Genomic DNA, 23423 nt, shown 5'->3' with positions numbered 1-23423 from the left:
TAAATGCTTGTTCATATTAATAAATGTAAGCTAAAAGCCGGTTAATTATCGACCGGCAACAAGCAACGGATTATTACATTTAATAAGAGGAAGAGTTTATGTCATTAAATAAAATTTTAGATGAACAAGTCATTGCCACAAATATTGATGCAAAAAATAAAAATGAAGCATTACTGATTTTATCAGAGAAACTACTTAATGCTGGCTATATTAATGATATTAATTCATTTCTGGAAGATATCTATTATAGAGAATCATTGGGAGCAACAGGTATAGGTAATTATATTGCAATTCCTCATGGTCAAAGCGATAGCGTACTACGAAATGGTATTGCTATCGGGAAATTCAACCAAGAAATTGAATGGGAAACTCTTGATGATAAAGGAGTTAAATTAATATTTTTATTTTCGGTCAGCGCTAATAATGACGGTGCTAATGAACATCTCATGTTGTTAGCACAACTAGCCGGTAAACTTGGTAATGATGATGTTATTGATAGATTGTTAGAAGCAAATGATAGTCAGGAAATTAAACAAATTTTCACTAGTTACTAATAACAAATTTATCAACAAGGAATTGTAATAAAAATAGGACAAAGGCTATGAATATTATTGGAATCGCTGCCTGTACCGCAGGAATTGCACATACTTATATTGCAAAGGAAAAATTAATCACTGCCGCCAAAAATGCTGGGCATAACATACATATTGAAACTCAAGGTACGATAGGTGTACAAGATGAAATTCCCGATGAGTTAATTGAAAGTGCTGATATTGTTATATTAGCTATTGATGTAAAAGTATCTGGAAGAGAACGATTTGCCAACAAAAAAATCATTGAGGTCCCCACAGAAATTGCCATAAAGTCCCCCAATAAATTAATTAAGAAGATCGAAGAAGCTATTTCTCAATAATCTTACAGGTGAGGTTGCACATGAAGATGTTCAAATTAATAGAGTTAAAGCGTCATGCTCTAACAGCTATATCATATTTAATACCCATTGTTGTCAGTGCTGGTTTTTGTCTCGCTATAGGTAGTTTATTTGGTGGGCAAGTAATGAATAGTTTCCATGATGATTTCCGATTAGTTGATGCGCTTTCAACTATGGGGGTTCTGGTTCTTGGAATGTTACCGGTGGTGATATCTACGGGTATATCTTATTCAATCGCTGATAAACCAGGTATTGCTCCCGGTTTTTTGACTGGACTAATTGCGATTAATATCGGCGCAGGCTTTATCGGTGGTTTTATCGGTGGCTATATTGCTGGTTATATTGCTTTACTTCTCAGAGAAAAAATTAAAGTACCACATTGGGCGGAAGGGCTAAGACCGGTTTTAATTATTCCTTTATTATCGGCGTTTGCCATGGGTCTCATAATGTACTACGTTGTCGGCACCCCAATTGCTGCATTCACTGAATTACTTATGGACTACTTAAAAAATCTTAATACGAGTGAAAAAATTGTATATGGATTAATTATTGGTGTTCTTTCAGGAATTGATTATGGTGGCCCAATCAATAAAACCGTGGTCATGTTTTTACTTTCATTAGGTCCAAATGGTTATGAACCAATGGCAGTTATGATTTTAGCCTCAATGGTAACGCCTTTTGGAATGACAATCGCTTACTTTATGCAAAAAATATTTTCTAAAAATATTTATACCAACAATGAAGTTGAAACATTAAAAGCAGCATTTCCAATGGGAGTCTGCCAAATCACAGAAGGTTGTTATCCGATTATCTTTAATGACTTACTCAGATGTTTAGTAGCAACTGGTGTCGGTGGTGCTGTTGGTGGTGCAATTAGTATGGCATGTGGTAGTGCTACACCAGCACCTGCTGGTGGGCTATTTGCAATGGTGACAATGGTCAATCCTATCCAATGGTTTATTGCCTTAATGGCTGGCTCACTTGCTACCGCAATTATATTATTTGTACTGAAAAAACGAGTCAATCTAGATGATAACAATGAACTCACTATTGATGACGAGAAAGATATTGACTTAGATTCAATCAAAATCAGCTAAGTCTATAAAAATTGGATGGTTATGGAGGTCATTATCGATTAAACCATAACCATCTAAATACTAAATATAGACTTAGTTTTAGTTATATGAGGTGTACTATGTTAGTTAGTGAAGATTATAAGAATAATGTCAAAGAGTTATATAAAAAATCTCAACTTATTCTAACTGAACAAGAGTTAAATAATATTGAGTTTGCTGATTTCGGTTTAAATAATATTGAAAATGAAGGTTTAAATTTAATTATTTATATTAATACTGACCGATATTGTGCCAAAGAAATGGTATTACTACCTAACCAAACCTGCCCTGAACATCGACATCCTGACATCAACAACAGCAGAGGAAAACAAGAAACATTTCGTTGTCGATGGGGTAAAGTATATTTATATGTTGAAGGTGAAAATAAGGGCAGTATATCTTGTACTTTACCACAGGGTGGTAATCAACAATACTATACTGCTCGCCAAGAGATTGAATTACTCCCCGGTGAGCAATATACCATCGACCCCAATATTAAACATTGGTTTAAAGCTGGGCCTGAAGGTGCTGTAATAAGTGAATTCTCATCAACCAGTTATGATGAATTTGATATTTTTACCAACCCAAATATCAATAGAGTTTGCCAAGACCAAATCACATAAGTGAAATGAACTTGTCATGATAATAACTTAAATTTTACCGTGCTATAAAGCAACCTAAGAACAACCATAATAAAGGGTTTATTTATCCTAATTATCCGTGAAAATAAGATTAAATAAACCCTATACACACCAGGTAACCAACAAATTAATAACATTCGCTACTAACTAAATCTGACTATTAACAATGACACTAAGCAATCAATCTAAAAACAAAAGACCAGCAATTCGCATTAAAAGTACTGCTGTATTAAAAAAATAACCGCCGATAAATCATATTAACAACATTCTATCTGTAAAATCTAATCAAGTTAAAACGTTATCCTCTTGGTAGCCTGTTTAAACTGTTTAAAAAACTTCTTTAATTATTATTCGAAAGGCAAATAGCTATTTATCCTTTGATAGTATTGAAAAACATTTTTAAAGCTATTTTTCAATAAATTTTCTTTGTCAGCTAATTGATAATGATCCAATATGTTTAGAACATAATAAAATTTGTTGGCTAGATATTAATGAACTAAATCATCTTGATTGGGCTGAAGCTGATTTACCGATTGTTTCATATTTGCAGAATATTGAAACAGATCCAAATGAATAATTAACCATCGAATATTAAAAGCAAATGATAAAGTTACACAATTTGCAATAATCTTCTATTTTGGTATTAATTATCGATATAAACATCAATGCTGACTTTTGTTTGCTTGATTTAATGTACAATACGAATGATATGTAGTATTAAATAGAGGATTTCTTCATTTGAAATCGTGATATTGAGCTGATTAATTAAATATTTTTTAATGATATTTGCACATTTAAACTCATCTGGATATTGCCTAATCACCTGTTGAAAAACAAAATCATTATCAGATTGTAGCTGCTTCTGCTCAAAAATACGCTGAATAAAAAACTGCATATGAGTTAAAAAGCGTGAATAATGTAACGATTGTTTATCTATTCGAATTGCAAAATTAAATTGAATAATATTGAATATATCCTTCAACATTTTAACGGACAATAACGTATGCTGCATAGTTTGTTGATGTGATTGGCCGTTAACTAAATGAAAGGCTATGTTACCTGCTTCCTCCTCAGGTAAACTAATATTAAGACGTTGGTTTATATAGGTTATGCCATACTTTGCAACTTCAAACTCTTTAGGATAAAAGCTTTTCACTTCGTATAACAAGCGATTTTGAATAACCACTCCTGAATAATATCTTTCAATAGCATAATTGAGGTGATCTAATAAGGTAAAAAAGAGTGTTTCTCTAAAAGTCGTTTGTAATGTTTTGCTCGCATAGTCTAACAAAAATCTCGTTAACTCGATGTAATCATCAGGTAATGATTCAATTAAGTTAAGATAACCTTGAATATCTGTTATTTGTTGTAAAACAAAACATTTCTCAATCTGCTCAGCATCAAGCAGATCACCAACTTTAGCATTAAAACCGATCCCTTTTCCCATCAGGATCACCTCGTTATTATCACTATTTTTGGATAATACTAGGCTGTTATTTAAAATTTTATCAACTTTAAATGTTATCATAACGGTTACGTCAATTTATCCAACTGCCCATTAGCCTTAATTAATTTCTGATACCAAAAATAACTCTTTTTCTTGATACGTTTCATATCTTTTAAATCAAATTCGCCTCGATTAACATAGATAAAACCATAACGCTTACCATAACCTTGATGAGTACTTACCACATCAATAACAGACCATGGGCAGTAACCAATAAGTTCAACACCATCGGTGATAGCCAATTGCATTTGGGTTATATGTTGGCTAATAAAGTTGATGCGATAATCATCGTTAACAGTATTATCTGCATTAAGTTTATCTGGAGCACCAATGCCATTTTCAGTGATTAGAATTGGTAAATTGTAACGTTCATAAACTTTTCTTAAAGTTAATCTTAAACCAATAGGATCAATTACCCATCCATAAGCCGTTTTATCGACAAAAGGATTTTCCGCCGCTCGATAAACGCCCTGTTCACCCAGCATGATTTGTTGATCGCCAGCTCTGGCTGATATATCGGAAGCATTTCCTTTACTGGCGGCAATTGTTGCTGTTGAATAATAATTCATGGCAATAAAATCAGGTTGAGCATTTTTTAATACAACGAGATCCTCTGCCAAAATTGTTGGGCAAAGCCCTCTATCCTGTAAATAACTTAAAAATAACGCATTATAGCGCCCCAAAATAGCGGTATCGAGGAAACTCCAACATCGAATAGTTTCCCAATTATGAGCAGCAATAGCATCTTCAGGTCGGCAAGTTTCAGCATACATTGAAGTAATATTTAATGCTGGCCCAATTTTAGCATTGGGACAAAGAGTGTGGCATAGCTGCATAGCTTTAGCCTGAGCGATAAACATATGGTGATTTTGTTGATAAAGTGTTTTCTTATCTGGTAATTTACCATTTTCAGGAACACCAATTGCACCAGGATGAAGAATCATGGTGTTTTGTTCATTAATTGTTAACCAATATTTAACTTTTTTACCAAAATTTTGGAATAGAACTTCAGTATATCGGACAAAAGCATCAATGGTTGATCGTTCACTCCATCCACCTTGTTTGTCCAATTTATAGGGTAAATCAAAATGATATAGAGTTACTATTGGTTCAATATCATAACGTTTAAGTTCATCAATTAAGTTATGATAAAAATCTAATCCTTGTTGATTAACGTCACCAATACCATCTGGAATAATACGCGTCCAAGCAATAGAAAAACGATAGGCTTTTAAGCCTAATTCGGCAAAAAGCCGCACATCTTCTTTATAATGATGATAGTGATCACTTGCTACTTTAAAATCGGCTACATCTTCAGGATGGCAATACATATCGACAATTGATGGAGATTTTCCATCTTCATCCCATGCCCCTTCAAACTGATAAGCCGATGTTGATCCTCCCCATAAAAAATTTTGAGGAAACGGTTTTAATGTTTTATAGAGCATGATTATCACCTTGATTTGCTTTTTTAACTAACATCAGATCCTCACCGATTGTGACCATATTTTTCTTAATATTTTCAACAAAATACTCATCTGAATATAAAATAATTATTGGGGTAGTTGTCATATAACCAGCTTGATTGATAGCCGCTAAATCAAATTCAATTAACTCATCACCAACATTAACCCGCTGACCTTGTTCAACTTTAGCTGTAAAAAATTGGCCACCTAATTTAACGGTATCCAGTCCTATATGGATCAAAATTTCAATACCCTGATCACTTTTTATACCGATCGCATGTTTTGATTCAAGTAAACTGACAACCTTACCGCTAATTGGTGCAACAACTTTACCTTGATTAGGCTCAATGGCTATACCATCACCTATCAAATTTTTTGAAAAAACATCATCTTTTACTTCTGATAGTGGTATTACTTTTCCTGTTAAAGGACTGCTTAAGATAACATTACTCAAATCAGCAGCAACAGAGTTATTTGTTGATGATAATGTTGAATCTGTATCAATAGTTTCAATCAAATCATCCTCATCAATTGGATCATCAAATCCCATAAACCATGTCAATACAAATGTTACAACTATCGCAATACAACATGTCACCAGAGCATGAACAATATTCATCGGATTATCACCTATAAATGCCGGTAAACCAGCTAATCCTGGCGATACAAAAGCATAACGTAATAATCCAGATACCCCTGCATAAACGCCAGCAACTCCACCACCTATCATTGAAGCAATTAATGGGCGTTTTAGCTTTAAGGTTACGCCATACAATGATGGTTCGGTAATACCTAATAATGCGGTGAAACCAGCAGAATACCCAAGTTGTTTTAGATTTTTATTTTTAGTTTTGATTGCTACACATAATGTAGCTGCACCTTGTGCTATATTTGAGGCTAGCATACCAGGGCCATTAATCATTTCAGAACCATTACGACTTAACTGTCCTGTTGCAATTGGAGTCATTGCCCAAGCTGTACCAGTGATAATTAAAAATGGCTGTAACCCGCCCATTAACATTGGAATTAACCAACTAGCTTTACTATTTATATAACCCGCCCCTTGTGCAACTAAATCATTTAGTAAGATGCCAAATGGACCAATAATGACTAATGCTAATGGCCCTGCTATCAATAAAATAAGCATTGGTTTGATAAAAAATTTTATCATTGATGGAGTCACTTTTTCAGCAAAGCGCTCAATATAAGACATTGCCCATACGGTAATAATAATAGGTAATACAGAACCTGAATAATCGGCTAATTTAACCGGGATACCAATAAAAGAAACATCTTGACCCAACACCATTAATTTTCCTAAATTGGGATGTAACATTGCACCTGCAATAGTCATAGCTAAAATAGGATTACACGAAAATTTACTTGCAGCACCATATGCTAACAAAATAGGCATAAAGAAAAATGCCGCATCAGCCAACATGTCCAACAAATAATAGGTATGGCTATCTGGCGATAACACCCCCATTAATTTACATATAGCTAATAACGCTTTAATCATCCCCGCACCAGTTAATGCAGGAATTACAGGCGTAAATGAAGTGGATATAATGCCAATAATATATGAAAGTATCCCTTCTTTCTTTATGCTTCTTACCTTGCCATGTTCTTGGTTAGATAAATTCTGACTAATAGCTTGATACACTTGTTGGACTTCGTTACCAATCACTACTTGGAACTGCCCTCCACTATCTACAATACTAATAACACCAGTCAATTTCATGATTGCATCACAATCAACGATATTTTTATCAAAAAGATCAAACCGTAAACGAGTTGCACAATGAGTCAAGGAATTAACATTATCTTTTCCCCCAACTAACCGCAAAATTTGTATTCCTAACTGTTGATAATCCATATATACACTCACTCTAAAAGATCCAAAAAAAAAGACCAAAACAAAAACTCACCTTCTAGATAAGTTTTTGTTTTGGTCCTGCCTGAATTAAATCAGTAACATGCCTTAATGGATCCGATAGTATATATAACTAATATTGATTTCAAATTAAAATTCAAGAAATGTGATCTATATCTTATTTTATACAACTTAAATAATTACATTGCTATACGTTAATTAACCGTGAACTTTAATATTTTTGCCAATTTTTAAGAAGCCTTCAATTTCAGCTTTGTGTAATCAATTGAGCTCTTTATTTAATAAAATAACCCAAATAATCCACTGTGAATAATCACTAATTATCTTTAAATGACAATATTATGATTCAAATTAGAACAACCATCTTTTTACATAATTTTTCTTATCTTATCAGATAACAAATTGTGATATTAATGGTTTTGTGTTAGTTTCTCTGTCTTTACAAATTTACATTAGTCATTGACTTAGCAAGGTCTAACTATGTCCAATTCATCTGCTAAAAAAGTCGCTTTTGCTGCTTTTATTGGTACTACCATTGAATGGTATGATTTTTATATATATGCGTTAGCATCAGTCTTAATTTTTGGTCAGCTTTTCTTTCCTTCAGATAATCAATTTGTGCAAGTTTTAGGGGCATTTGCCTCATTTGCAGTTGGTTTTTTATCTCGACCATTAGGCGCAATAATTTTTGGTCATATTGGCGATCGATTAGGGCGGAAAAAATCACTAATTATCACCTTGCTATTAATGGGGATTGCGACAACGTGTGTTGGTTTGTTACCCTCTTATCAACAAGCAGGAATCATCGCACCGATACTGTTAGTTGGATTACGTATTTTACAAGGTATTGCTGTCGGTGGTGAATGGGGTGGCGCAGTATTAATGGCTAATGAACATGCACCCAAAGGCTTAAAAAACTTTTTCTCATCGTTTGCTCAGTGGGGGAGTCCGGCAGGTAATATTCTCGCATTATTAGTTTTTTCTTATATCATTAGCTTGCCTACCGATAAACTTATAGATAGCGGTTATTGGCGCATCCCATTTTTAGTCAGTTTTGTTTTATTAATTGTTGGAATTATTGCCAGAATTACCTTAACCGAGTCACCCGTATTTATCGAATCAGCTAAAAAGCAAGCGAGCTTGAAACAAAAAGAGTCGGTGCCAATTATTGAGGTGTTTAAACGGGCAACGCCAATACTGGTATTAGCCATATGCGCCAATGTACTGTCATTTAGTGGTATTTTTTCTAATACACTAATGATTGGTTATACAACAATGGCTCTAGGTGTTGAGAAGAACATCATCGTTGATGCACTATTTTGGATTGCAATGGTACACTTTATTGCGCAACCATTTATCTCTTATTTTTCAGAAAAGTTTTCAGCAACACGCTTTTTAATTATTTCAACAATATTAGCGATGGCATCCGTGTTTTTGTTATTCCCAATTATTCAAGCAGGAACAAAAACTAGCTTTATTATTGGTATTTCATTAAATGTACTTTGTTACAGTGGTTTCTATGGGGTAATAGCGGGTTATTTAAGCCGAATTTTCCCTGCTAGAATTCGCTATACCGGCTTATCCATGAGCTATCAAGGTTGCGCAGCTATTTTTGGTAGCCTCATTCCATTGATCGGGGGTTATATTATCTTTACCTACCAAACTTATTGGTTACCATTAGCGCTATTTTATTGTGGATTAGCAATGCTATCCATTATCAGCATCTATCTTTTAAGCCATTATCACTATTATGATGAATAAAAAGGCAACGACTTATGAAAACCGTTTTATCAATTCAATCTAATGTTGTTTATGGCTATGCAGGCAACAAAGTTGCCACATTAGCCATGCAATTACAAGGCGTTGAAGTCATGCCGATCCACACAGTACAACTATCGAGTAATACGGTTTATCCCGATTATGATGGTATTGTGCTGGGGGCTCAGCAAATTACACGGATCGTAAATAGTCTTGAAAAAATTGGCGTTTTAAAATCAATTAATGCCGTCATATCCGGTTACATTGGTCTTGCCGAACAAGGTGAAGAAATTATCGAAGCAGTAAAAAAGATAAAATATTATAACCCTAACGCCATTTATGTGTGCGATCCGGTTATGGGCGGAGATATTAATAAAGGGAGTTCGCTGCCGCAAAATATTATTGATTTTTTCACTAACCAAGCGATTAAACATGCAGACTATATTACGCCGAATCTATTAGAATTACAGATATTATCGAATATCGAAATTAAAACCTTTAGCGATGTACAAACGGCAATCAAAAAACTGCAAAATCAACCTATCCAAGCAATTTTAGTGAAAAATTTAGTCCATGCTGGCAAAACTACAGAATTGTTTGAAATGATATTAGCCACACCATCGCAAAGTTATCACCTTGCCCGTCCATTATATGATTTTCCTTATCGTCCATTGGGCGTTGGCGATTTAATCTGTAGTTTGTTCACTGCTCACTTAATCAATGGCAAATCACAATTAAATGCGTTTGAACTAGCGGCCAATGCAGCGAATCATGTATTAGCTGTTACCAAACAAAAAGAGGTTAGAGAACTAGCGATTATTGATTCACAGGACTGGCTGAAAAAACCTGATTTACAGTATCGAGCAACACCATTATTATAAAAACAGCATTTTAAAAATAATTTGATTTAGATTATTGGCATAATTAATTAACAACACTAATAATAGATTAATATGTCATGTAAACAGGATGGATGAGATGAAAGGTTACCGAATTAGTTTGATTGCAACAGCGTGGTTGGCAACTATTGGGGTTGCTACTGCTTACGAAATTGATTGCCCAACCCGAATCAATATTAAATCCGATCATCCCGAACTTGAAGCAACTCCTGAGGGTTGGCAAGTTTCAATCAACAAAAATCGTAGCCTACTACTCACTAGTCTTGGTGTTTATTCCGATGAACCAGTTAAATTATTTGAATTAAAACCTGAAATTGGCATTATTGATGGCAAAAAACATGACCTCACATGGCAAATCAATTCAGCCTATGATGAAAATGGAAACTACGTTAAATGTAGCTATAATGGTGAGGAAGTCCAATTGGCAAAAAAAATCGATTCATCGATGAAAAGTTGCTGGGCGATTTATGCAAATGATGAAAATCAACACACAACAGCCAAACTTATCTGTAGTACCAGCAAATTGCAAGAAGTGGAATAAGTTTCACTATTTAATATTAAACCTTTGAATTTACGTATCTTCAATATAGCGTTTGTTATACTTAATCAATTTGATAATTGTATTATCACCTTATCAAATTTAGCATATTTTAATCTATGCTTAGATGTCATTAATTGAACTAATAAGAAATATATCAAGATTTGTAACAAGAAAATAAGATATTAGTAGTTTTAAACAATAAAAAATAAAAGGAAAACAATGAATTTTTTTCACAACCTTAAGAAAAATATTAAGAAATATCCTGTTTTGTTTATCGTGTTATTTCTATTTTATATTGTGGGTATAATTTTTCTTATTTTTAATAAAATGCAACTAGATATTTGTACATTTATAATTTCTATTACATTAGTAATTATGATGCTGATAATTTATTATGTTGGTTTTGCAAGTTATCAACAAAAGCAATTAACTATTAGATGGCTTAAATTTACATTTTTACTACCCCAAAAAAAATCAAAAAAAACTTTGCATATTATTTTTTTTCTATCTGGTTGGGGAACACTATTTGGTACTTTAGCCTTTATTACATTATTATTAAAATTCAACTGGTTAACTAGTTTTGTTTTTTTTATATTTCAATGCATTACAGCTATATTTATAATAGTAAATTATGTAGATCGTAAAAAAATTACTAGTTTGGGTGTAGCGATTCAAAGCAGTATTTTAGTTATTATATATACTTTTTTAGATTTCTTAAGTAATAATTCGGGGCGTTCTTTAGTCTCGCAAATAATATCAGTTCCCCCAGAGCAAATTCCGACTATAACACGTGGAATATATTGGTATTACTTTATTACAATAGTAAGTATGTTTTTACTGCTAATTATTATATTTTGGGCTGATTTAGCAAAAAATAGGAAACTTTTATATAAATTACCATTTTTAACTTATATTCTTATTTTCATAAGTATTATATTACCAAGTCAATTAATCACTTATAATGTAAATAATATTATTGATACTATTATTGAAAAAACATACGTTGCTGACACAATGAATTATTTTAAATGCGATAACAAAATTATACAAAAAGTTCCCAGTGATAGTGCTCGATACTTGAAAGTTGATGAAAATGAATTTCGTGTATTCTATTTTAAAGAAGGTGAAAGTAATATGCAATTAACCACATATCTCTGTAATGGATCTAATTATACTGAAATTGATATTCATAAAAAATAATTATTTAAATTGCAATTATAATGATTGCAATTTAAAAATACATTTGAAGAGCACATAAAAAAATATCTTATTTATTGTTTTTATTTAATTTTTCCATTAAATATGGTATAATAAAAGCATCAAATACTGATTTAATAAATTCAGTAAAATCACCATTAGAGGAATCGTAAAAAATGAAGAATAAAATTAAAAAAGCAAGAAATCTTTCGAAATTAAACTTAGTTAAAATTTTGACCTGTATAGCTGTGGTTTTTCTTAATAAGATAACCACAGCTATACAGGTTTAATTATATCATATTTCATAAAAAATAACAACAAATTTTTCATTTACACTTATCCTATAAACCTTTCTAGACATTTCATTTGCTATATTTTTTTAAATAATTAAGGAGTCTATGCCATCAAAAGGTCAGCGATCATGTATCATTCTCTATTACCGATTAAGCAACATCTTGCCGCTGAGCGTTTTTTACTGGCGTTGCCGGATTTGGTGGCGACAACGCCTTTATGTCGACGATTTAAACCAGCTTCATTGTTCATAAATATTGCGCCAATGACATTAAGCAATCAACCACATAGCTTTATTGCAGATAAGTTTAACCTTTCAGCGCGAGCAGCACGACGGTGGATAATGTTATCCGTCAATTGTTAGCACAATATGAACCGGATCTTTATCAAGCGATTCTTAACCTTGCTCAAGCAAAACCAACAGAAGTTTTTCAGCAAGCTAAGGCTTTTAAGTTGTGGCTTACTGGACTACTTAAGACGGCTTTCATGCCTTGCGATTATTGCCACTCTTTGAATACTATTCGCATTGGCCATCGGCTTAATTTTCGTTGTAAAACCTGTCGGAGAACCTTTAACCCACTGAAAAAATATCAACTTAATAAGTTATCTCACCATGAACGATGGTTGCCGTTTATTGATTTATTGCTGCAAGGTGAAACATATAAAACCATTCAGCAACAATTAGGCATTAATGCCAATACCGCAGCTAAATGGCAGCGCTATTTTTTTACATTGATGGAAGAACAAGGATTTACACTTTTAGTTAACTATTGCCGAACAAAGCGACGCCAGCGTTATCGTCAAACTTGGTTAGATATTAATGCGAATAGTCCACATATCAAAGCAAAATAATATTATTATATTTGTAAAAAATATTGAGAAGTCTATACCATCTTAATTTTTCTTAGTAAAAAATAGATGCGATAAAACACAATAAAGCTATGTTGGCCATTTTAATTGCTGCCGATAATCATCGATTAATGAGTGCAACCGATCCTCATGGTGATGGTTTAGCTGCGGGGTATTAATGATTGATTAAAATAACAAATCAAATCAGAAATAATAAAACTAATATAATAAAGATAATGACATCAGCCATTATCTTTATTAACTCGCTATATAGATGCCAGTTTTTGGAGAAACTGACATCTTTTTTACATCATACTTTAAAGGTTATCCACGGTTTAAGTCTGACAGCGGTTTGGATTAAACCGGCATTCTCTTGTGCTTGAATGACTGGCGTAATCGGTTTATATGCAGCAGGCGCTTCCTCAAATAGTCGCTCTTGTTTTAAAGTAACGCATTGCCATGGCAATAAGGCGTTATCAGAGGCCAATTTTTTACTACGCATCGTTTGCCTTTTTTCAGCTCGTCCAGCGCCATGCGAACAAGACCATAACCAATCAGGATGACCTTTTCCTATTGCAACATAAGAATAATCACCCATAGAGCCTGGTATCAATGCTATTTCACCTAAATGTGCGGGTGTTGCACCTTTGCGATGAATATTCATGCCATTTTCAGGAAAAATGACATTGTGTGAGATATCAACCAATAGTTGACTAGCATCTTGCTTAAAGAGTGTACTAAACGTTTTACGCACTAGCTCAGTGATCACAATGCGATTTATCCAAGCATAACGAGCAGCAACGCCCATCGCTTGCAAATACTCTTGAGCATGATTGTCTGTCAAAGCAAATAAACCTGATTTAGGGTATTTTTGATCGACCGGCCATAATGCTTTGGCTTTATCTTGCCAACGCTTGCCAATATAAAAACCGACATCACGTGATCCAGTATGAATCATCACCACAATAGCACCTTTCTTTAAACCTAATTGATAAGCGACATGGCGATCAATAATTTCATCAACAATTTGTAATTCAACAAAATGGTTACCTGAGCCTACTGTGCCTAGACTTGCAGGACGAATAATCGCTCGTTTTTCAAAAAAGGCTTCGGGAGCATACTGACTATCCGCCGAAAGTAAATCATTGCCAGAAATTTTACTAATTTCATGTGAGAGCCGCTCAAAATCGACACTATTCCATAAACCTTGTTGCGGTAAAGTTCCTAACCAAGCGGTAAGACCTTCATCAAACAGCGCTTGAAAAGATGTAGGGGTAACCGGTACATCGCGCTCATCATGCAATAACACCTGTTTTAATTGCTCAATGAGTTTTGATTTTTGTTCATCCACCTCATTAAGACTTAAGCCTGTAGTAAACAGGCGCATCCCACAATTAATATCCGTGCCTATCGCCGCAGGAATAATTAAATCAGGAGTCGTGGCAACTATACTTCCAACTGGTGCAATCGCACCAGGATGAAAGTCTGGCGTAGCCCTTGCCGCGCAAACTTTGCCATCACTATTAGGCATTGTTACCGATGCAAAATCGAGTAATTGCTCAACCGCTTTTTCTTCTAACGGTAACGGATTAGGTAATAATACTTGTGCCGTAATATCTTGTTTATTAAATGTGTAAATATCATTATTAAAATGAGTTTCAATCCCACTTCGGGATAAACGTTTTTGTAAACGGGTAAATGTAGACATAATAGCCACCTAGAAAACAATAAAATACCGTCCTCTCAATTTGAGAAGATAATTACTGTTTCCTGCAGCAGCACTATTCAGGAAAGCGGCCGTATTCTAGACTAAAGTTTATTAAAAAGTAAACTGATAAATCATTTTTTTATTAGATCATCAATTATTACTGTGTATTATTTCCCAACTCAGGCCAAATTTAGCTAAGTATTTTTTTAAACGATCAGCATCGTTACTGCGCTGTTTTTTGCTTCTTGAAACAGCAAATAGTGCTCGGCCTGCTTCAGATAAGGAGGCGCTGTTTTGGCATATTTCTAATACTTTTTCTAACTGGCAGCGATCAAATTCATCAATTTCAGTTGGAATTAAATCGTTATAGCTTTTGGTTGTTTGCTGCCAATTTTGCTGTAAACGACCGATTTCTTGCTCAACTTGTTGTAATGTAATATTGGCTTGTGGTGCTAATGTCGCCATACGGGTAATCGAACTATTGAGTTCACGAAAATTGCCTTGCCATTTTACTTGAGGAGAAGTGGCAAATTTCAGATAGGCATTACGGGATTGTTGATTAAATCGTGGCATAATGCCATATTCTTTGGCATAACGGGCTAGCTCAAAATCTATATTGGGTTCGATATCTTCCTTTCTTTCCGCCAATCCTGGTAATTGATAACTCCAAAGATTAATTCTTGCAAAAAGATCTTCACGAAACTCACCTTGTGCTATAGCCTGTTTGAGATCTTTATTGGTACCAGCAATTAATTGAAAATTGCTTTGAATCGGTTTGTCACTACCATAAGGATAAAATTGTTTTTCTTCAATGGCTTTTAATAACATCGCTTGCTCATCAAGCCCCAGTTCACCAATTTCATCTAAAAACAATAAGCCACCATCGGCACTTTTAAGTAATCCGGTGCGCGCAATATTGGCACCAGTAAAAGCACCTTTAACGTGACCAAACAAGGTTGACATGGCGCCATCACCGCGTAATGTTGAACAGTTGATCTCAACAAATTGCCCTTGAATTTGATGATTATTGTGTTTGAGTAAATAAATCTGTTTAGCTAAAAATGATTTACCCGCACCAGTAGGCCCAGACAATAAAATCGGCGCATGTGATCGACTAGCAACTTGTTCTATTTCGGCTATGAGCTGATTAAATCGCTGATTACGGGTTGCAATACCCGACTTTAAAAGATCGGTGGCCTGAGATGCATAGTGTTGGAAACGAGTCAGGATCTTATCATATCGATGTAGATTCAAATCAATCTGATTCATTGTGCCACGAGGAGTCATTGCTAGTATGTCATCGTCATTTAACTCATTATTGCTAGCGCTAATATCTTTTGGTTGTGGCGGTGACATTTGGAGCAATTTGGCCGGAAAGTAACGTGATTCAGTCAATAAAAACCAGCAAATCTGTGCAACGTGTGTCCCAGTAGTAATGTGAACATAATATTCTTCTTTATCAGGCTCAAAGGTATATTTTTCGGCAATATCAAATAAGCAAGTATAAACTTGCTCAAAATCCCATGGATCTGCTAGGTCTATGACTATTGGTCTAACTTCAGTCTGTGGTGATAACAGTTTAATATCATTAATGATTTCACAAAGAAGATGATAATCATTTTGATAATAAAGTAATTCTAAACGAGAAATAGGTTTATCGGCATGATGACATAAAGCAATGGTTGGTCGCCAATGCTTCCATCGTCGTTTACCTTTGCCTCGTTGGTCAAGGACATTTCCGAGAAAACCAAACACCACATTCTTTTTCATAAACTTATCTATTTTTATAAATTAATATCTAAAATTATAAAAAATACCATTAAAAAAAACCATGTAAATTTTAATCAATAATGAAGAAAAAAATTTATTTCATTTAAAAACATGTAATTAAAAAATAATTTTAGCTTTTTTTATTAATTGGCACGCTTTTCGCAATAATTAATATGAAGATATAAAAAATATTTTTATAAAACTAAACTTATCAACAAGTGATAACTTGTTAAATGAAATGAAAAAGAGAAAAGGAATTAAAAATGACTCAATATCATTTATTGCAAACCGAAAATGCCAAACCGATTAAGATGTGGACAGAAGGAGTACCAGTTGATCAAGGAGCTAAAGACCAATTAAGCAAAACAGCACAACTTCCTTTTATTTTTAAGCATATTGCTGTAATGCCTGATGTTCATGTTGGTAAAGGTTCGACTATTGGTAGCGTAATCCCAACAATGGGCGCCATTATTCCTGCTGCCGTCGGTGTGGATATTGGTTGCGGGATGATAGCCGTACAAACATCATTAATGGCAACAGATTTACCAGATAATTTATTACCATTAAGAACTGAAATAGAAAAAGCGGTACCACATGGTATCTCGCCCAAAAATCATAAACGAGATAATGGTAGTTGGCATAATCCACCGACTTTGATCGACCAATATTGGCAACAATTATTACCAGATTTTCAGAAGTTAATTGACAAGTATCCTCATTTGGAAAATACCAATAACTATCGACATCTAGGAACACTTGGTACAGGTAACCATTTTATCGAAATCTGTTTAGATGAAACCGACCGAGTTTGGATCATGTTACATAGTGGATCACGTGGTGTCGGTAATGCCATTGGTCGCTTTTTTATTGAGATGGCGAGAAAAGATATGGAAGTCCATATAAAAAATCTACCAGATAGAGATTTAGCCTACTTAGAAGAAGGTACTGAACATTTTCAGGATTATGTCGATGCCGTTCATTGGGCACAAGAGTTTGCTCGACTTAACCGTGAAGCAATGATGACCAATGTGATTTTAGCTATGCGTAAAATCATTACTAAACCATTTACAACACATATGTCGGCAATTAACTGTCACCATAATTATGTGCAAAAAGAGCATCATTTTGGTGAAGAGATCTTTGTTACTCGTAAAGGAGCAGTTTCTGCCCGTAAAGGGGAATTAGGGATTATTCCAGGATCAATGGGAGCGAAAAGCTACATTGTTCGCGGACTGGGTAATGAAGAAAGCTTTTGCTCTTGTTCTCATGGTGCTGGACGGGTTATGAGTCGCACAGAAGCGAAAAAGAAATTTACCATCGCAGATCAAATTAAAGCAACTGCACATGTTGAATGTCGTAAAGATGCCAATGTTATTGATGAAATTCCAATGGCATATAAAGATATTGATGCTGTAATGACGGCACAAAATGAATTAGTTGAGATTGTTCATCAACTACGACAAGTGGTCTGTGTGAAAGGATAAATGATATCGAGGATAACTTCCTCGATGATCATGACGGTAATAATATGATAACTAATAATTACTTATAACATTTTGATATAAACAATTAATCATTCACGATAACGATAAGATATTTTAAGGATAAACAATGACAACGAATTTAAACACAACAACTGAGCAACCATTCCCAATAGTATGGGATAACAATAGAATCAGTATTTATCATTTTTTACTCCCTTATCAAAATGCTGATAAATTACCAGAGATAGCGCAAACGCTTCCTGATGAATCTTTGGATAATAACGAATTCAAATGGGCAGATGGAGCAATGGATGGTGTTATCAATCATCACGGCGCATCAACAGAACAAAATTGTGCAGAAAATATGCTAATGTTGCTTCAACAAATAACAATACAACCTAATCAATCAAATATCGAGCAACTGTATAATTTAGTCACCACTGAACGTACATTAAGCTTTATTGATGATTTAGCTGAAGCAATACCGAACATTAATGTTGATTTTGATAAATTATATGAGTTTGTCTATTGGTTAGCCATTAATAGCCCTGATCGTGAAATCATTAAATTTAGTATTGCTATATTGGGCTGTTTTACCACCGAACAAACCGAATTATTTATGTTATTCGGTATGCATAATGAGTTTAGCTTATATTCTGCTATTGCATTAGAAAATACATTATCATCTGAAAATGATATTGAAAATACCTTAATGAAACTAGCCAAAAAAGTTAATGGTTGGGGACGTATTCAAATCGTCGAACGGTTAACCAACTATCCATTATCATCAGCAAGCAAAGATTGGTTGTTAAGAGCTGGTTATCAAAATAGCATTATGAATGAATATCTTGCTTATACCTGCGCAGTAGCTGGTGAATTAGATAAGGTGCTAGAGCAAGAGAGTATTGATAATGAATTAATTAGCTCAATCGGTGAAATTCTAGAAGCATTAATTAACGGTGGGCCTGCTGAGGATATATATTGTTATGATGTTGGTGCTCAAGTTTGTGCCAGTTATTTAACTCATCTACTTAAACAACCAAACTTAGTCGATCTGAATATATTACGAACGGTAAAATTAATACATAATTTTGTTGCTGAAGAGGTAGATGAAAATACGCCTAACTGGCACGAACAAATAAAAGATGAAATAATCGAAAAAGCTAATCAGTTTATTCAACAAGATAAATGGTTAGAATTGATTGAAGAAAACCTAACGGCTAACAATGAGAATCAATTTTCGCTAGCAGCAGAACTTTATTCTCAATATGGTTTTGATGCATGGCCAGCACGATTTGAATATCAGAAAAAATATAATGGTGATCAGTGGAATGACTTGATGCAAAGTGATTCAATATCAAGAATCCAACAAGTTATTCAATTAGCTAATCAACAATATGATTTTGCTAAACTCGCAACTGGACCAACATTGGATGATGGATTCGGCGAAGATGATGCACATTATATATTATTAATGATATTACAAGAATTTAATCGTTTTCCTGAGGTTGGTGAAAATTTATTATTAATCGCTTTAAAAAGCCCGCTAATACGACATCGAACTATGGCATTAAATGCTATAAAAGCTTGGGAGCGGTCATTATGGTCAGACAATATCAAAACAGCAATACAAGAATTGGCAATCATTGAACCTGATGACGAGATTAAAGAAGATTTAGCCGCATTAATAGCTGAAATGAATGATTAAAAATTTTATTCAATTGATGGTTATTATAAAAATTAATAAGGATGTTATTGAAAATGCAAAACCGTATACAAGAAAAACTTATTGAATTAGAACAACAATATAACATTAACATCATTTTTGCCTGTGAGTCTGGTAGCCGAGCATGGGGATTTCCCTCACCAAATAGTGATTATGATGTTCGTTTTATTTATGTTCATCCACATGATAAATATCTATCAATTGATAATCCTGCTTCTCATCTGACTTTTCCAATCGACGATGAGTTGGATTTACATGGGTGGGATTTGAAAAAAACGTTACAGTTAATTCGCAAATCCAATACTACGCCATTTGAGTGGTTGCAGTCACCAATCATTTATCAGCAAAATGCTGCAATCGCTGAGCCATTATGGCAATTATGCACAGAATTTTTTAATGCCCGCGGTAATATTTTTCACTATTTAGGTATAGCGAAAAGTGCTTGGCAAAGTAGTGAAGGGCAACAAATTGGTGTCAAAAAGTTATTTTATGTGTTAAGACCACTATTATGTGCTAAATGGTGTTTAGAAAAACAGCAAATCGCACCGATGGCAATAGCACCATTATTGACGCTATTGCCCGAAAATTTACGTAACAAAATCAATAAGATTATTGAGCAAAAAGCAACCATGGCTGAATCACAACTTATCGCTATCGATCCTGAAATATTACTATTTATTGAACAATCGATGAATGATATTTTGCAACAGGTTGCACCAATAACAGAGCGACATTTTAAACCAGCTAAATTAGATCAATTTTTCATAAAAACATTGATGGATTTGTAATAGGGAAAAGAATATCAAATGACAATTGATGATTTAAAAAGGCAAAATTTAATCTTATTTGAGGTTATCAGTGGTAGCCGTGCTTTTGGATTAGCCACTGAAACATCCGATACTGATATCAAAGGGGTATTTTATCTACCAAAAGAAAAATTTTATGGACTTGAATACATTCCGCAAATTAGTAATGCCTCAAATGATATTGTCTATTATGAATTAGGCCGGTTTGTTGAATTACTGCTTAAAAATAACCCTAATATTTTAGAAGTGTTAGCTTCCAGCTCGGAATGTATTTTATATCAACATCCGATTATGCAGCAGTTGACCCTTGATCTTTTTTTATCTAAACAAACCGAACAAACATTTGCTCACTATGCAATATCGCAAATAAAAAAAGCTAAAGGGTTGAATAAAAAAATCAATAATCCAGTGGAAGTTAAACGAAAAACAGTACTGGATTTTTGTTATATTATTCAAGGGCAACATACTTATCCAATGACCAACTGGTTAACACAAAATGGTTTACAGCAACAGTGTTGTGGTTTAGTTAATATACCTCATGGTAAGGATTTATATGCCCTTTTCTATGATGCGTCAGGCAGTTGTGGTTATCATGGCATTATTCAGCATGAAGATTCAACGGAACTCTGTTTATCTTCGGTGAAAATCGATACCCCTGTAATGGCTTATTTGAGTTTTAATCGTGATGGCTTCTCATCGCATTGCCGTGACTATAAAGCGTATTGGCAATGGGTCGCCAATCGTAATCAACAACGTTATAAAAATAATATTGAAAATGGTAATGACTTTGATGCTAAAAACATGATGCATACCATTCGGTTATTGCAAGTTGCCTACGAAATCATGACAAAAGGAACCATTACCAATAAACGACCTAATCGCGACCAACTGTTAGCCATTAAGCAAGGTAAATTAAACTATGATGAGATTATGCAACTTGCTGAGTCGTTATTAGCAAAAATTGAAACCGCATCATTGTCATCGCGATTACCTGACCAACCTAATCGCCAAAAAGCATTAGCAGTTTTACTAACTATGCGTAATCACTTATATCAATCATAATGATTAATAAAAAGCGCTCATTTTAATAACGGCGCTTTTTTACATTCAATTTTACTAAAGCTTATTATTTATCATCACCAGCCAATAAATATAATGCTTCGTATGGTCTTAATTGAATTTCAGAGTCAAATGCGGTTGCTTGCTGATAATTACTCAATAATCTTTGCCAATTAGTACCTTGTAAGGTTTTTGGTAACTGCCAGTTAACAGGTTGTTCAGTTAGATTGGTTATCACTAATAGTTGTTGATTATTGTAGCGGCGCAAGTAACACCAATAATCAGCAACATTGGCGGTTAAATCTTGATAATCACCAAAAATAAAGATTGGGTACTCTTTGCGTAATTTAATTAATGTTTGATAGCAGTAAAAGATCGAATTCTGATCAGCCAATGCGGCTTTGACATTAATTTGTCGATAATTATTTGCCACCTCAATCCATGGTTTTCCCGTTGTGAAACCAGCATTTAAGCTATCATCCCATTGCATAGGCGTACGACTGTTATCACGTGATTTACTCGCTAAAATTGCTAAAATTTCCGCTTCATTCATCCCTTCAGCTATTTTTTCTTGGTAGATATTTAAACTTTCGACATCACGATATTGGTTAATACTATTAAAATGCGGATTGGTCATGCCGATCTCTTCACCTTGATAGAGATATGGCGTACCTTGTAATCCATATAGTAACATAGCAAGCATTTTCGCTGATTCACGGTGATATTGGTTTTCATTACCTAAGCGTGACACAATGCGCGGTTGGTCATGATTACACCAAAAAATGGCATTCCATGCTTTAGCATGCATCCCAGTTTGCCAATCACCAATAATATTCTTTAACTCAAGCAAATCTGGTTTAGCTAATGCCCATTTATAACCATTTGGATAATCAACTTTTAAATGATGAAAGTTAAAAGTCATAGTGAGCTCTTTTCCGTCTAACGAGGCATATTGCAAACAGTTAGCTAATGAGGTCGAAGACATTTCGCCAACGGTTTTGAGATCATTAGGTTGGAAAGCATCGCTACTCATCTCTTGTAAAAACTCGTGGATTTTGGGGCCATCGGTATAGAAACGTCGACCATCACCATTGTTGTCATCAGCAAAATCCTGTTGTTTGGAGACTAAATTAATCACATCCAGTCTTAATGCATCAACGCCTTTATCTGCCCAAAATTGGCATACTTTCTTAATTTCGTTGCGAACTTGTGGATTTTCCCAATTAAGATCAGCTTGCTCTTTGGCAAATAGGTGTAAGTAATATTGCCCAGATTGTTCATGCCATTGCCATGCTTTACCACCAAACTTGGAGCGCCAATTATTGGGCTCGCTACCGTCCGCCTTAGCATCTTTCCAGATATAAAATGAGCGGTACGGACTGGTTTTATCTAAAGCTGATTTAAACCATGGATGCTCGGTCGAGGTGTGATTAAACACCATATCCATCATAATGCGGATGCCACGCTCATGCGCCTGTTTAATCAGTAATTCAAAATCATCCATTGAGCCATAGGCTGGGTCGATATCGTAATAATCGGCAACATCATAGCCATTATCAATTTGCGGTGATGGGTAAATCGGCGTTAACCAAATTGCGCTAATGCCGAGTTTTTTTAGATAATCTAATCGGCTAATGATGCCTAATAAATCGCCTGTGGCACTATCTTGGCTGGCTTGAAAACTTTTTGGGTAGATTTGGTAAATGGTGCCGTTTTGCCACCACGGAATATCAATTTTATTCATCACTTGCTCTTTATTTTTAATCAGTAAATTGTAATAT

20 protein-coding genes are annotated in these 23423 nt (G+C 34.3%); 14 read left to right on the top strand and 6 right to left on the bottom strand.

Annotated features, from left to right (window positions below; translation table 11 throughout):
* Nucleotides 1–98 precede the first annotated feature (98 nt).
* From H3S74_RS08835 to H3S74_RS08820, 4 genes are all read left to right on the top strand, one after another.
* Nucleotides 99–554 carry a PTS sugar transporter subunit IIA gene (locus tag H3S74_RS08835; RefSeq protein WP_110448793.1) on the top strand — a complete coding sequence of 152 codons (456 nt, stop codon included), beginning with the start codon at nt 99–101 and terminating at the stop codon, nt 552–554.
* Nucleotides 555–601: 47 nt separating this feature from the next.
* Entirely contained in the window at nt 602–913 is a 312-nt protein-coding gene (locus H3S74_RS08830) for a PTS fructose transporter subunit IIB (protein ID WP_086364192.1), read from the top strand.
* A 20-nt stretch (nt 914–933) separates the two neighbouring features.
* Entirely contained in the window at nt 934–2028 is a 1095-nt protein-coding gene (locus tag H3S74_RS08825; protein WP_086364193.1) for a PTS fructose transporter subunit IIC, read from the top strand.
* A gap of 98 nt (nt 2029–2126) precedes the next feature.
* A complete protein-coding gene (locus H3S74_RS08820; RefSeq protein ID WP_110448794.1) occupies nt 2127–2669 on the top strand; it encodes a D-lyxose/D-mannose family sugar isomerase in 543 nt (180 codons plus the stop codon).
* A gap of 706 nt (nt 2670–3375) precedes the next feature.
* On the opposite strand, the gene H3S74_RS08815 is transcribed toward H3S74_RS08820, so the two are convergent.
* From H3S74_RS08815 to H3S74_RS08805, 3 genes are read right to left on the bottom strand one after another with little or no spacing between them, the layout of a single operon-like run.
* Nucleotides 3376–4215: a PRD domain-containing protein gene (locus H3S74_RS08815; protein ID WP_198201527.1), complete on the bottom strand. Its 840-nt coding sequence runs from the start codon at nt 4213–4215 to the stop codon at nt 3376–3378.
* Nucleotides 4216–4220: 5 nt separating this feature from the next.
* Entirely contained in the window at nt 4221–5642 is a 1422-nt protein-coding gene (locus H3S74_RS08810) for a glycoside hydrolase family 1 protein (RefSeq protein ID WP_110448796.1), read from the bottom strand.
* Nucleotides 5632–7536: a beta-glucoside-specific PTS transporter subunit IIABC gene (locus H3S74_RS08805; protein WP_198247695.1), complete on the bottom strand. Its 1905-nt coding sequence runs from the start codon at nt 7534–7536 to the stop codon at nt 5632–5634. The genes H3S74_RS08810 and H3S74_RS08805 overlap by 11 nt, the downstream gene beginning before the upstream one ends.
* A gap of 498 nt (nt 7537–8034) precedes the next feature.
* On the opposite strand from H3S74_RS08805, the gene H3S74_RS08800 reads away from it, so the two are divergent.
* From H3S74_RS08800 to H3S74_RS08775, 6 genes are all read left to right on the top strand, one after another.
* Nucleotides 8035–9315 carry an MFS transporter gene (locus H3S74_RS08800; RefSeq protein ID WP_198247694.1) on the top strand — a complete coding sequence of 427 codons (1281 nt, stop codon included), beginning with the start codon at nt 8035–8037 and terminating at the stop codon, nt 9313–9315.
* Nucleotides 9316–9329: 14 nt separating this feature from the next.
* A complete protein-coding gene (gene pdxY, locus H3S74_RS08795; RefSeq protein WP_198247693.1) occupies nt 9330–10193 on the top strand; it encodes a pyridoxal kinase PdxY in 864 nt (287 codons plus the stop codon).
* A gap of 97 nt (nt 10194–10290) precedes the next feature.
* Nucleotides 10291–10752: an STY0301 family protein gene (locus H3S74_RS08790; RefSeq protein WP_198247692.1), complete on the top strand. Its 462-nt coding sequence runs from the start codon at nt 10291–10293 to the stop codon at nt 10750–10752.
* Between the two features lie 219 nt (nt 10753–10971).
* A complete protein-coding gene (locus H3S74_RS08785; protein WP_198247691.1) occupies nt 10972–11952 on the top strand; it encodes a hypothetical protein in 981 nt (326 codons plus the stop codon).
* A 418-nt stretch (nt 11953–12370) separates the two neighbouring features.
* Nucleotides 12371–12604: a hypothetical protein gene (locus H3S74_RS08780; RefSeq protein WP_198247690.1), complete on the top strand. Its 234-nt coding sequence runs from the start codon at nt 12371–12373 to the stop codon at nt 12602–12604.
* Nucleotides 12577–13092 carry an IS1 family transposase gene (locus H3S74_RS08775; RefSeq protein ID WP_198247689.1) on the top strand — a complete coding sequence of 172 codons (516 nt, stop codon included), beginning with the start codon at nt 12577–12579 and terminating at the stop codon, nt 13090–13092. The genes H3S74_RS08780 and H3S74_RS08775 overlap by 28 nt, the downstream gene beginning before the upstream one ends.
* 307 nt (nt 13093–13399) lie before the next feature.
* On the opposite strand, the gene H3S74_RS08770 is transcribed toward H3S74_RS08775, so the two are convergent.
* On the bottom strand, nt 13400–14797 hold the full coding sequence (locus H3S74_RS08770) for an RtcB family protein (RefSeq protein WP_198247688.1): 1398 nt from the start codon (nt 14795–14797) through the stop codon (nt 13400–13402).
* Between the two features lie 150 nt (nt 14798–14947).
* Complete coding sequence (gene rtcR, locus H3S74_RS08765) at nt 14948–16567, bottom strand: RNA repair transcriptional activator RtcR (protein ID WP_198247687.1); 1620 nt, start codon at nt 16565–16567, stop codon at nt 14948–14950.
* Between the two features lie 263 nt (nt 16568–16830).
* Between rtcR and H3S74_RS08760 the strand changes: the two genes are divergently transcribed.
* The 4 genes from H3S74_RS08760 (at nt 16831) to H3S74_RS08745 (ending at nt 21645) form a co-directional block, all read left to right on the top strand.
* Complete coding sequence (locus H3S74_RS08760; RefSeq protein WP_198247686.1) at nt 16831–18051, top strand: RtcB family protein; 1221 nt, start codon at nt 16831–16833, stop codon at nt 18049–18051.
* A 127-nt stretch (nt 18052–18178) separates the two neighbouring features.
* A complete protein-coding gene (locus tag H3S74_RS08755) occupies nt 18179–19759 on the top strand; it encodes a hypothetical protein (protein WP_198247685.1) in 1581 nt (526 codons plus the stop codon).
* Between the two features lie 53 nt (nt 19760–19812).
* On the top strand, nt 19813–20565 hold the full coding sequence (locus H3S74_RS08750; RefSeq protein WP_198247684.1) for a nucleotidyltransferase domain-containing protein: 753 nt from the start codon (nt 19813–19815) through the stop codon (nt 20563–20565).
* An 18-nt stretch (nt 20566–20583) separates the two neighbouring features.
* Entirely contained in the window at nt 20584–21645 is a 1062-nt protein-coding gene (locus tag H3S74_RS08745; protein WP_198247683.1) for a DNA polymerase beta superfamily protein, read from the top strand.
* 64 nt (nt 21646–21709) lie between these two features.
* Here H3S74_RS08745 and treC read toward each other — a convergent pair whose 3' ends face one another.
* Complete coding sequence (gene treC, locus H3S74_RS08740; protein ID WP_198247682.1) at nt 21710–23386, bottom strand: alpha,alpha-phosphotrehalase; 1677 nt, start codon at nt 23384–23386, stop codon at nt 21710–21712.
* Nucleotides 23387–23423: the final 37 nt, after the last annotated feature.

The organism is Gilliamella sp. W8126 (genome assembly GCF_016102185.1).
Taxonomy (GTDB): domain Bacteria; phylum Pseudomonadota; class Gammaproteobacteria; order Enterobacterales; family Orbaceae; genus Gilliamella; species Gilliamella apis_A.
This window is presented reverse-complemented; position numbering and strand designations above follow the sequence as displayed.

Excerpts from the sequence above, each read along its gene's own strand:
- H3S74_RS08835 (WP_110448793.1), top strand. The coding sequence starts at position 99 with ATGTCATTAAATAAAATTTTAGATGAACAAGTCATTGCCACAAATATT.
- H3S74_RS08830 (WP_086364192.1), top strand. The coding sequence starts at position 602 with ATGAATATTATTGGAATCGCTGCCTGTACCGCAGGAATTGCACATACT.
- H3S74_RS08825 (WP_086364193.1), top strand. The coding sequence starts at position 934 with ATGAAGATGTTCAAATTAATAGAGTTAAAGCGTCATGCTCTAACAGCT.
- H3S74_RS08820 (WP_110448794.1), top strand. The coding sequence starts at position 2,127 with ATGTTAGTTAGTGAAGATTATAAGAATAATGTCAAAGAGTTATATAAA.
- H3S74_RS08815 (WP_198201527.1), bottom strand. The coding sequence starts at position 4,215 with ATGATAACATTTAAAGTTGATAAAATTTTAAATAACAGCCTAGTATTA.
- H3S74_RS08810 (WP_110448796.1), bottom strand. The coding sequence starts at position 5,642 with ATGCTCTATAAAACATTAAAACCGTTTCCTCAAAATTTTTTATGGGGA.
- H3S74_RS08805 (WP_198247695.1), bottom strand. The coding sequence starts at position 7,536 with ATGGATTATCAACAGTTAGGAATACAAATTTTGCGGTTAGTTGGGGGA.
- H3S74_RS08800 (WP_198247694.1), top strand. The coding sequence starts at position 8,035 with ATGTCCAATTCATCTGCTAAAAAAGTCGCTTTTGCTGCTTTTATTGGT.
- pdxY (WP_198247693.1), top strand. The coding sequence starts at position 9,330 with ATGAAAACCGTTTTATCAATTCAATCTAATGTTGTTTATGGCTATGCA.
- H3S74_RS08790 (WP_198247692.1), top strand. The coding sequence starts at position 10,291 with ATGAAAGGTTACCGAATTAGTTTGATTGCAACAGCGTGGTTGGCAACT.
- H3S74_RS08785 (WP_198247691.1), top strand. The coding sequence starts at position 10,972 with ATGAATTTTTTTCACAACCTTAAGAAAAATATTAAGAAATATCCTGTT.
- H3S74_RS08780 (WP_198247690.1), top strand. The coding sequence starts at position 12,371 with ATGTATCATTCTCTATTACCGATTAAGCAACATCTTGCCGCTGAGCGT.
- H3S74_RS08770 (WP_198247688.1), bottom strand. The coding sequence starts at position 14,797 with ATGTCTACATTTACCCGTTTACAAAAACGTTTATCCCGAAGTGGGATT.
- rtcR (WP_198247687.1), bottom strand. The coding sequence starts at position 16,567 with ATGAAAAAGAATGTGGTGTTTGGTTTTCTCGGAAATGTCCTTGACCAA.
- H3S74_RS08760 (WP_198247686.1), top strand. The coding sequence starts at position 16,831 with ATGACTCAATATCATTTATTGCAAACCGAAAATGCCAAACCGATTAAG.
- H3S74_RS08755 (WP_198247685.1), top strand. The coding sequence starts at position 18,179 with ATGACAACGAATTTAAACACAACAACTGAGCAACCATTCCCAATAGTA.
- H3S74_RS08750 (WP_198247684.1), top strand. The coding sequence starts at position 19,813 with ATGCAAAACCGTATACAAGAAAAACTTATTGAATTAGAACAACAATAT.
- H3S74_RS08745 (WP_198247683.1), top strand. The coding sequence starts at position 20,584 with ATGACAATTGATGATTTAAAAAGGCAAAATTTAATCTTATTTGAGGTT.
- treC (WP_198247682.1), bottom strand. The coding sequence starts at position 23,386 with ATGAATAAAATTGATATTCCGTGGTGGCAAAACGGCACCATTTACCAA.